The sequence below is a fragment of the Halosimplex salinum genome, from assembly GCF_003730195.1.
Taxonomy (GTDB): Archaea; Halobacteriota; Halobacteria; order Halobacteriales; family Haloarculaceae; genus Halosimplex; species Halosimplex salinum.
The window spans coordinates 1-1,575 of record NZ_QWGG01000025.1; the positions used below are offsets into that span (position 1 = coordinate 1).

Consider the following 1,575-nt stretch of genomic DNA (forward strand, 5'->3'; position numbering starts at 1 on the left):
CTCCCAGCCTTTCCCTTCAGCTTCGAGTCGCTGGAAATACTCAATGCATTGCATCAACTGATCGTCTCGCTATTGGCTGTTTTCGACTTTATCTACGATTGCCGGTGAAATACAAGCTGCTTCTTACAATCTATTCAACAAGTGTATTGACCAGTGCAGTCGAAAGTCACCATCATATCCATCATTTTCATATGAGTAAAGCAACTTTCAGGTGGTATGACTCTCCAGCAGATCACCGCATCCGATATCGCGGGCTGGGACTCTTTACAGGATATAGCGAACTCCTTTGAAAAACGCGGGCTCAAACCACGCCCGAAACTTGGGGGCGATAACGAACTCGTAGTCCAGCTTGATGATGACGAATTCATCGTCATTGTCAATGCTGGCCCCGGTGAGACTGCCACGGACTTCAAACCGGAAAATCGCTCACGGCATACCAACCTTGTTGCCACCAACGATTTCGAGACCTTCACCTTCATTACGCGAGTCCGAAGCTGGGAGGGGCAGCAGCACGGTCGAATTAAGCATCAAAAAATTTCGTTCTCGAAGGAGCAGTTCACGCGGGACAGCGGAGAGAAGAACACTATTCTCCAAAAGCTGAACTCGATCGAGTACGGTTCCTCTGCTGCGATATACGATACGCTCTACGACACGCAACAGGTCGTCAAGGAGTTCTATGAACAGTTCGAGGAACTCCGGACAGATCTCATTCAAGAGGTTACAGGCATCCCTGACGATCGTGGTGATGCGAAGCAACGATATGTGCAGGTCATTCTTGACCGGATGATCTTCCTATACTTCATCCAGGAAAAACGCCTTCTTGATCGGAACCCGAATTACCTTCATGAACAGCCGAATGAAGTCGTTGACGAGGGTGGTGACCACTACGAAGAGTTCTACGAACCGCTCTTCTTCGAGTACCTCGCAGAAGACAAACAGAACCCTGACTTCGGTAGTCTTCCGTACCTGAACGGTGGCTTGTTCGCAAGGAATCCTGTCGAAGAGGAGTTTGAGGACGCGAAATTAGGTGATTCTGCCGAGGAAACGAACGGGCTCTTCGACGATATCCTCGACTTCCTCTCCGACTGGAATTGGAACGTAGACGAACGACTCGACATCGTCGATCCCAAGAACCTCTCCCCAGCGATCTTGGGTCACATCTTCGAACAAACGGTCAATCAGAAGGAGATGGGGGCGTACTACACACCGGAAGAGATCACGGGGTTCATGGCCCGACGGACGATCCATCCATATCTACTCGATCAACTCAACGAGGCTGTGGACGCAGACTACGACGAGATCGACAATGTGTTCGGATTCCCCGTGCTCGAGGCAGATAGTAGCGCAGAAGCCGTTGCCGATGGCGGAACCATAACTCAGCAAGTTCCAACAGAAAACGTCCAGACCAGCCATGTGGAGACTCTCTACCACGACATTCTGAAGGAAGCACACATTCTCGATCCCGCGGTAGGAAGTGGCGCCTTCCTGCTCGCCGCACAGGAGGTGCTGATGGACCTATACATGCAATGCATTGAGTATTTCCAGCGACTCGAAGCTGAAGGGAAAGGCTGGGAG

At 50.9% G+C, this 1,575-nt stretch carries 1 pseudogene; it reads left to right on the forward strand.

Annotated elements, in window-relative coordinates:
* Positions 1 to 216: 216 nt before the first annotated feature.
* A pseudogene (locus tag D1409_RS24160) lies at positions 217 to 1,575 on the forward strand (Eco57I restriction-modification methylase domain-containing protein); the annotation flags it as partial.